The organism is Stenotrophomonas sp. Sm6012 (assembly GCF_030985895.1).
Classification (GTDB): domain Bacteria; phylum Pseudomonadota; class Gammaproteobacteria; order Xanthomonadales; family Xanthomonadaceae; genus Stenotrophomonas; species Stenotrophomonas forensis.
The window spans coordinates 1-7,774 of record NZ_JAPTFX010000182.1 but is presented as its reverse complement, the minus strand read 5'-3'; the positions used below and the strand labels follow the sequence as shown (position 1 = coordinate 7,774).

Here is a 7,774-nt window from a genome sequence, read left to right as displayed (position 1 = left end):
GCCCCGCCAACCCTGCATTCCCTACGCCTGCATTCCCTACGAAATCCGCCTCTCCAATCGCCGCATCACCGCCAGCACCAGTACGCACAGCACGCTGACCCCGATCGCGATCACATACTTGCCGATGCCCACGGCAATGCCGATGGCGGCGGCCATGATCAGTGAACTGGCGGTGGTCAACCCGCTGACCTGATCCTCGCGCGAACCGCGCAGGATGGTGCCGGCCGCAACGAAACCGACGCAGGCCACCACTGCTTCAATCAGTCGCACCGGATCAACCTGCAGCAGATCGCGGTAGCGCTCCTGCTGGAAATGCTCGGCCACCGAATCGCCGAGGCCGACGATCAGCGCAGCGGCGCCGGCAATCAGCATGTGCGTGCGCAGGCCGGCAGCGTGCTTGCCCATTTCGCGCTCGACGCCGAGCACGCCACCAAACAGCATCGCCGCGCCTACGCGCAGCAGGATCGAGACATCCTGGGTGAGTTCCATCGCCGCCTCCGGGTATTTCCGGCAGCGTTGCGTGCACAGCGTGGGACGGGGGTGAAGGCAGCACCACGGCTCGTTCACCCGGTGGCGCCAGGCCGCGCCCGGCGCCATCGGCGATCAACCCATCACTGCGCCAGGTAGCCACCATCGATCGCGTAATAGGTACCGGTCGCGAACGAGGCATCGTCGCTGGCCAGCCAGGCCACCAGCGCCGCGACTTCCTCGGCCGTGCCCAGCCGCTTCAGCGCGTGCCGTGCTTCCAGGGTGGCGCGTACCTTCGGGTCCATCTTCTCCAGCAACGGCGTGCTGATGAACCCCGGACCGACCGCGTTGACACGGATACCGTCGCCCGCATGCTCCCAGGCAGCGGTCTGGGTCAGCCCGACCACGCCGTGCTTGGCCGCGACATAGGCGGTGGAACCGGCATAGCCCACCTGGCCCAGGATCGACGCCATGTTGATGATGCTGCCACCGGAACCCGCTGTACGCATCGCCTGGATCTGCGCACGCTGGCACAGGAATACACTGGTCAGGTTGACATCGATCACGCGCTGCCAGCCATCGATCGGATAGTCACCGCTGCTGGCGGCCGGTCCGCCGATACCGGCGTTGTTGACCGCCACATGCAGGCCGCCCAGTTCCTTCACCGTGAGCTGCACCGCCGCCTCGACGGCGGCATCATCGGTCACGTCCAGTGCAATGCCCATGGCCTGCGCACCGCTGCCCTGCAGCTGCGCCACCGTGGCGTCCACCGCGTCCTGCTTGAGATCCCAGACCGAAATACGCGCACCGGACGCAGCCAGGGTCTGTGCGACCGCCAGACCGATGCCGGATACACCTCCGGTCACGATCGCGGTCTTGCCGGTGAGCTGGTAATCAATCATCTGCGTTCTCCATCTGTGGGGGTTTCGATGCGGCTGGCCGCTGTTGAACCCTCACGCTACGACGTTGCCTGTGATGACCCGGCAGACAGTGCGTCCACGAACGATCGTTCCACCCATAAAACCTCAACTCTGGTTGATGTAGGGATCTGCGTATGGATTAGCATGCAAGACGCCGCCGTATGTTCTGTGCAGCAATCAACTTGGCCGTATTGATCAATCGTTTTGACCATCTCGAAATCAAATGCAGATGAATCAGGGCGACAATGGGAAACGTTTCCAGTTTCTTCGACACACACATTCCAATCTGGCGTTTCCCCAGCCATCCGGCATGCCGTCGCCACCGCATCGCAGCGGGTCTGCACAGGCCACGACCGGACATGCATCTGCATCGCAGAGCGCATGGGCCAGGCACAGCCAGCGTCCACCTCCTGCGTACGTGCCGAGCAATGTCCCGATACTTCACTTTTGCCGATTACCGCCGTTTCGGCCACCGCCACGGCTTTGATTACCGCGCCGATCCGGAACACCTGCGCGACGACCAGTGGGCCGGCCACGGCGAGGTCAACGAGCAGTTCCTGCGCGGCGGCATGAGCCTGATCGCGTCCGACGTGCATAATCGTTTCCCGTACGTCGCCACCGCCCAGCAGAGCCCGGGGCTGGCCATCCGCGTGATGCTGCAGGGCCAGGTCGACGTCCGCATGCCACGACGCGCGGGCTTCACTCTGCGCGCCGGCACCGCGATGACCGCGCACCATCGCGAGCAGGTCGAGATGACCGGCGCACATCCGGGCGAGACGCGCATGCGCGGCGTCAGCGTGATGGTGCCGGCCGAGATCGATCCGGACCTGTTCCAGCTGCCACAGCTGCACACGGCGCTCAACACCCACCTGGAGTGCCGCCACTGGGCGATTCCGCACACCCTGCTGCCGGTGCTGGGCCAACTGTTCGACAGCCCCTGGCAGGACGGCATCGATGCGCTGTGGCGCGAGGGCGTGGCCCTGCAGCTGCTGGCCGTCGGCCTGCAGGCCGAGGATCTGCAGACCGACCACGTGCGCACGCTGCGCGCGGGACAGCGCGAGCGCCTGGAGCGCGTGCGAGCCTACCTGCACGATGATCCCAGCCACGCCCACAGCCTGCTCGAACTGGCACAGCTGGCCTGCATGAGTCCGAGCTCGCTGCGCCGCCATTTCGCCCAGCAGTATGGCTGCTCGGTGTTCGACTACCTGCACGAGCAGCGCATGCGCCACGCCGAACAGGGCCTGCGCGAAGACGGCTGGACCGTCGAGCAGGCTGCGGCCGCCAGTGGCTATCGCCATCCCAGCAACTTCGCGGCCGCATTCCGCAAGCGCTTCGGCCTGGTACCCAGCCGCTGGCGCACCGGCCCATCAAAGGTCGGATAGCAGCTTCTACCCTGGCAGGTGTCGACCTTGGTCGACACGCTTTCGCACCATCACAGATGCCGGCCAGCGGCCGGCACTACCCGAATCATGCGACCACGACCAACGCGCGATGACTCCGCGTTGGCGCGCCGTCTCGGACGCCGGCCAGCGGTCGGCACTACCGCGGCCGCCGGGCATCGCGTGCCCGGCGTACCTCATCAAGCTCAATACACCGGCAGATCGATGTAGCTGGCCTGCGCCGCGCTGTGCCAGACCCGCTGCGTGGCCTTCTGGTAGTCGCCCGGCTTGGCCAGGTAGATGTTCGGCACGTAGGTCTGCGGGTTGCGGTCGTACAGCGGGAACAGGCTGGACTGCACCTGCACCATCACCCGGTGCCCCTTCTGGAAGGTGTGGTTGGCGTTGGGCAGATCGAAGCGGTACGGCAGCACTTCGTTGGCAGCCAGCGGCTTCGGATCGCTGAAGCCCTCACGGTAGCGGCCGCGGAAGATCGCCAGCGATACCGGCAGCTCATAGCCGCCCATTTCCGGCGTCGACGCTTCCTGGTCCGGATACACGTCGATCAGCTTCACCACCCAGTCGCTGTCGGTGCCACTGGTTGACGCCTGCAGATGCACCACCGGAGCGCCGCCGATGCGCAGCGGCGCGGTCAGCGGTTCGGTGATGAAGGTCAGCACGTCCGGGCGACCATCGACGAAGCGCTGGTCCTTGACCAGCCAGGTGGTCCACATGTCACGGTCACCGAAACGCACCGGTCGCGGCACGAACGGCACCGGCTTGGCCGGATCGGACACGTATTCCTCGAAGTCGCCCTCGCCTGCCGCCGGCGCCTGGAACGCCAGCTTGCCGCCGGCGCGCAGGTACATCGGCTTGCTGCTGGCGGCACAGCCCTTGTCGCAGCTGCGCGGCCAGCCCTTCAAGCGGTCCCAGTGGTTTTCGCCGGTGTTGTAGATCAACACCGGCGGCGTGTCGGCCTTCGCTGCACCGTCCACCAGATACTGGTCGAAGAACGGCTTGAGCACATCACGGCGGAACTGCAGCGCGGTATCGCCATCGAACTTCAGCGCGCCCAGTTCGCTGCCGCTGTAGTTCACCTGGCTGTGCCGCCATGGGCCCATCACCAGGTAATTGCGGTTGTTGCCACTGTCGCGTCCTTCCATCGCCTGGTAGGCGTGGTTGGCGCCCCACATGTCTTCCTGGTCCCACAGGCCCTGCAGCCACATGGTGGGCACCTTCAACGGCGTCCTGGCCATCACCGCGTCCAGCGCCTGGCCCTGCCAGAAGGCGTCATAGGCCGGGTGCTCGACCAGCTTCTTCCACCAGGTCAGCTGGTCCACGCCGGTGAAACGCGCGTAGTCACCGGCCGAACCGATGCGCAGGAAAGTGCTGTAGTCGTCGTAACCGAGGCTGGGCAGCGGCGTACCCTTGCCGCGCTTCTCGGTCTGCATCGCGAAGTAGTTGAAGTTGACCTGGCGGAACGCACCGTAGTTGAGCCAGTCGTCACCCATCCAGCCATCCACCATCGGGCTCTGCGGTGCGGCCACCTTCAGCGCCGGGTGCGGGTCGGTCAGTGCCATCACCACGGTGAAACCTTCATACGATGAACCGAGCATGCCGACCTTGCCGTTGCTCTCGGGCACGTTCTTCACCAGCCAGTCGATGGTGTCCCAGGCGTCGGTGGAATGGTCGACCTTGGTGTTGTTCAACGGCCCGCGCAGCGGCCGGGTCATCACGTAATCCCCCTCGGAGCCATACTTGCCACGGATGTCCTGGAACACGCGGATGTAACCGCCGTCGACAAACACCTCGTCGCCCTGCGGCAGCAGGTCACGCATGCGCGGCGAATCACTGCGGCTGGCACGGCCGGCTGCATCGTAGGGCGTGCGGGTCAGCAGGATGGGCGCATTGTGGGCACCCTTGGGCACCACGATCACCGTATACAGCCTGGTGCCATCGCGCATCGGCACCATCACCACGCGCTTGTCGTAGTCGCGGCCGACATCCGGCGCAACGAAGGGTTTGCCGCTGATGTCCGGGGTCATCGGCGGGGTATCGGCAGCCAGCACGGTGCTGGACAGGCAAAGGGCGATGGCTACAGCAACGGCACGCACACGCATGGAGACCCCTCCCGGCAGGAAAGCCTCAAGCCTACTCCTGCCATGTGCCGTGAAGTGTGGGCGGGCTTTGCATTCTGCGGTGGATACAGGCAGGACTGATGGCACATGTGCCGTCGCCCGGTAGTGCCGGCCAGCACCAGCGCCCCTGCTCCTGCCTCAGTACCGCCAGCGACTCGCGCCATGCGGGCTCGCCGCCATCGATCGCATGCCCTTCGCGATAGCGCAGCACTGCCAACGGTGATGGGACTTCCACCGCCTGCACGGCTTCGATGGTGATCTTCAGCCCTGCCCGTGCGCCATGGGTACCCGCGAACAAGGCCTGCACGGCATGCCGGTCCAGCCGGCGGCCGGCGATACCGACCATGCTGAAGTCCGCGCAGAAATGCGCCATCAGATCATCCAGTGCGTCGATGCCGACCTCGGCACGGAACCAGGCCTGCAGTTTGTCGTGCAGGCGGTGGATTTCATGTTCTGCGGTGGTATCCATCATCAATTTCCAGGGTGTGGAAGAAAAAGCTGCTTCGGCCGACGCAACAGCAGCATCGGCAGCAGGGTCAGTGCGGCGGCCAGACCCAGCGCCACGCCGGTGGCGCGGGCCGGCAGCCATTGCATGGCCAGTGCCAGCAGCAGCGCGAGCGCGGCGGTGCCCAGGCAGAAGCTGAGCTGGCGGTTGAGGTTCCAGAGCGCACTGGCATCGCCCAGCGCTTCGCCCTCGACCCCATGGAAGGCCAGTGTCTGCGCGGTGCTGCTGCACAGGCTGCCGCCAGCACCCATCAGCGCGAACAGCAGCCCGGCCAGCGCAAACGCCGGCTGTGGCAACAGCGCCATCGCCAGCAGGCCACTGGCCTGCAGGAACATGCCGGCACGCAGCACTGCGGCCGGGCCGAAGCGAGCCAGCAGGCGCTTGCTGGCGGTGATGGCGAGGGCCGAGGCCAGCGCCCACGGCAGCATCAGTGCGCCGATGCGCGCGGCGCTGTAACCGGCCTGGTGCAGTTGCAGGGTACTGACCAGCTGGCTGCCGATGAACACGCCCGGCACCGCCAGATACACCAGCATCGCCAGGCGCAGGCTGCGATGGGACAGCAGTGACCAGCGCAGCAGGGGCTGCGGCTGCCGACGTGCATGCCGCAGGTGCACGACGGCGAGCACCACCGCGATCATCAGCAACCCGCTGCCGGCAAGACGATGCCCGGGTTCGCCCAGCCAGGTCAACGCCAGCAGCAGCGCGCCCAGTGCCGTCATCGCGGTGGACAGCGCATGGGCCTGCAGGCGCGGTGCAGTACGACGAACGTCGGCCGGCATCCACGCCAGCACCAGCCCAATCGCCATGACTGCCAGCGGCAGGCTGGCCCAGAGCACACCGCGCCAGGACAGCCACTGCACCATCAGCCCGCCCAGCGCGGGTGCCAGTGCCGGCACCAGCAGCGCCACCAGCAGGATGCGCCGGGTCAGCGCACCACGCTGGTCAGGCGTGCACTGTCGGTAGGCTGCCGCCTGGGCCACCGGAATCAGCAGGCCACCGGCCAGCCCCTGCAGCAGGCGCCACCCCAGCAGCCAGCCGATACCCGGCGCGGCTCCCGCCAGCGCAGCGGCGATCGCGAACAGCAGCAGTGCCACCAGCAGCAGGCGACGCTCGCCACAGCGCGCGGCCAGCCACGGCGCCAACGGGATCACCACGCTCAGGCCCAGCATGTAGGCGGTGCCGACCCAGGCCAGGGTGCCGACGTCGGCATGCAGCTCAGCCGCCAATGCCGGATAGGCCACCGTGGCAATGAACATGTTGACCAGGTCCAGGGCGAACACCAGCAGGAAGATCGCCTCATGGCGCAGGCGGGGGGACGGCATCGACGGCACTCCAGCAGGGAAGCGGCCAGCATGCCCGGCAGCCGTTGTTGGAAAAACACGACGACAGCTGCAACACTGTCAAATCTATTTTGACAATTGACGCCCATGGTCAGCCTCGATCGCTTCGATATCTTCCGCGCCGTGGTCGAGGCCGGCAGCCTGACCGCGGCAGCCGACCGCCTCGGCCTGAGCCGCGCGGTGGTCAGCTTCAACCTGAAGCGGCTGGAACAGGAGCTGGGCGTGACCCTGCTGCTGCGCAGTACCCGTCACCTGGCCCTGACCGAGGCCGGCGAACAGTTCCTGCAGAACTGCGTGCAGGCGCTGGATGCTGCACAGGCGGCGATCGATGCCGCGCGCCGCGACCAGCACCAGCTGCAGGGCGTACTGCGCCTGACCACCACACCGGAATACGCACAGCTGCGCCTGATCCCGGCGCTGGAGGCGTTCCGCGCGCGCCACCCGGCCCTGCAACTGCATCTGTCGACCTCGCCGGCACCGGCCGACCTCATTCCGGAGCGTTTTGATCTGGCGATCCGTCTGGGCCGCCTGCCCGACTCTGGCCTGCATGCGAGCGAGCTGGAACAGCACCCTCTGTGCGCGGTGGCGGCGCCTTCACTGCTGGCGCGCCTGCCGTCCGCTGATGCCGCGGACGATCCGGTGCAGCTCGGCACACTGCCACGCCTGGGCTACCCACGGCTGGCCGACGTGCCCGTGGTGGCGCCGGATGGCAGCGACGCCTTGTTTGCCACCCATCCGGCCAATGCAGTGGTACGCGTGGATGGCGCCAGCAGCCTGCGCGCCTTCGCCGTGGCCGGTGCCGGGGTCACCGTTCTTCCCCACTGGCTGATCGAGGACGACCTGGCCATGAACCGGCTGCGGCCAGTACTGCGCCATCACCGTTTCCCACAGCAGAGCGTGTACGCGGTCTATCCACACAGCGCCCAGCCGTCGCCCAAAGTGCGGCAGCTGATCGATTTCCTGCGCGACTGGTTCACTGCATGAAAAAAGGGGACGGAGGGAATCCAAGTCGTTTATGGCAAAAACG

Annotated in this window: 6 protein-coding genes and 1 pseudogene; 2 read left to right on the top strand and 5 right to left on the bottom strand. The window is 66.5% G+C overall.

The features are described 5' to 3' along the window. Window positions 1–36: 36 nt before the first annotated feature. A complete protein-coding gene (locus O0J73_RS20425) occupies window positions 37–489 on the bottom strand; it encodes an MgtC/SapB family protein (protein ID WP_008265586.1) in 453 nt (150 codons plus the stop codon). A gap of 122 nt (window positions 490–611) precedes the next feature. Then, window positions 612–1,370: an SDR family NAD(P)-dependent oxidoreductase gene (locus tag O0J73_RS20420; protein WP_308309504.1), complete on the bottom strand. Its 759-nt coding sequence runs from the start codon at window positions 1,368–1,370 to the stop codon at window positions 612–614. Window positions 1,371–1,816: 446 nt separating this feature from the next. Between O0J73_RS20420 and O0J73_RS20415 the strand changes: the two genes are divergently transcribed. After that, complete coding sequence (locus O0J73_RS20415) at window positions 1,817–2,770, top strand: AraC family transcriptional regulator (protein ID WP_049458392.1); 954 nt, start codon at window positions 1,817–1,819, stop codon at window positions 2,768–2,770. A gap of 203 nt (window positions 2,771–2,973) precedes the next feature. Here the strand turns inward: O0J73_RS20415 and O0J73_RS20410 are convergent, their stop codons facing one another. The 3 genes and pseudogenes from O0J73_RS20410 to O0J73_RS20400 form a co-directional block, all read right to left on the bottom strand. Next, the gene (locus O0J73_RS20410) at window positions 2,974–4,884 is read right to left on the bottom strand and encodes a CocE/NonD family hydrolase (protein ID WP_308309503.1); all 1,911 of its coding nucleotides are present in this window, start codon (window positions 4,882–4,884) and stop codon (window positions 2,974–2,976) included. A 121-nt stretch (window positions 4,885–5,005) separates the two neighbouring features. Further along, window positions 5,006–5,371 (bottom strand): annotated as a pseudogene (locus O0J73_RS20405) (DUF4440 domain-containing protein); the annotation flags it as partial. Between the two features lie 2 nt (window positions 5,372–5,373). Continuing rightward, window positions 5,374–6,729 carry an MFS transporter gene (locus O0J73_RS20400; RefSeq protein WP_308309502.1) on the bottom strand — a complete coding sequence of 452 codons (1,356 nt, stop codon included), beginning with the start codon at window positions 6,727–6,729 and terminating at the stop codon, window positions 5,374–5,376. Between the two features lie 105 nt (window positions 6,730–6,834). On the opposite strand from O0J73_RS20400, the gene O0J73_RS20395 reads away from it, so the two are divergent. Continuing rightward, window positions 6,835–7,731: a LysR family transcriptional regulator gene (locus O0J73_RS20395; protein WP_308309501.1), complete on the top strand. Its 897-nt coding sequence runs from the start codon at window positions 6,835–6,837 to the stop codon at window positions 7,729–7,731. Window positions 7,732–7,774: the final 43 nt, after the last annotated feature.

What these genes read in the sequence shown, in the direction of transcription:
- O0J73_RS20425 (WP_008265586.1), bottom strand. Translation starts at nt 489, where the DNA reads ATGGAACTCACCCAGGATGTCTCGATCCTGCTGCGCGTAGGCGCGGCG.
- O0J73_RS20420 (WP_308309504.1), bottom strand. Translation starts at nt 1,370, where the DNA reads ATGATTGATTACCAGCTCACCGGCAAGACCGCGATCGTGACCGGAGGT.
- O0J73_RS20415 (WP_049458392.1), top strand. Translation starts at nt 1,817, where the DNA reads ATGTCCCGATACTTCACTTTTGCCGATTACCGCCGTTTCGGCCACCGC.
- O0J73_RS20410 (WP_308309503.1), bottom strand. Translation starts at nt 4,884, where the DNA reads ATGCGTGTGCGTGCCGTTGCTGTAGCCATCGCCCTTTGCCTGTCCAGC.
- O0J73_RS20400 (WP_308309502.1), bottom strand. Translation starts at nt 6,729, where the DNA reads ATGCCGTCCCCCCGCCTGCGCCATGAGGCGATCTTCCTGCTGGTGTTC.
- O0J73_RS20395 (WP_308309501.1), top strand. Translation starts at nt 6,835, where the DNA reads ATGGTCAGCCTCGATCGCTTCGATATCTTCCGCGCCGTGGTCGAGGCC.